This is a genomic window from Haloferax profundi (assembly GCF_001469865.1).
GTDB classification, from domain to species: Archaea; Halobacteriota; Halobacteria; order Halobacteriales; family Haloferacaceae; genus Haloferax; species Haloferax profundi.
The window spans coordinates 1-348 of sequence record NZ_LOPV01000672.1 but is presented as its reverse complement, the minus strand read 5'-3'; the positions used below and the strand labels follow the sequence as shown (position 1 = coordinate 348).

General features: G+C 55.7%; 1 pseudogene. It reads right to left on the bottom strand.

The features are described from left to right. Nucleotides 1-348, bottom strand: a pseudogene (locus tag AUR66_RS22375) (dockerin type I domain-containing protein); the annotation flags it as partial.

Here is a 348-nt window from a genome sequence, read left to right as displayed (position 1 = left end):
CCCGTCAGACTTCGAGAACGTGAACTTCATCGTCGTGTTGACCGGCGTCGTTGCGTCCCCGTTGGTCTCAGAACTACTGTCACCGACGAGTGTGTGTTCGCTACCCGTGTATGCGACTTCTTGAATGTCACTGTCGCCATCAACGAAGGTCACAGACTCAGTCTCAGAGATGCCAACACCGAGCGTGAACTCAGGAGCATTACTCAGACTTGCGCTGACTGTGTGGTCGCCTTCGAGAACCGTCTCGCTGACGGAGTTTGCACCCTTGTCTTCGCCGTCGACTTTGACGGTTGCACTCGGGTTACCGCTGACACTTGCGTCAATCGTCCCGACACCACTGACATCGAG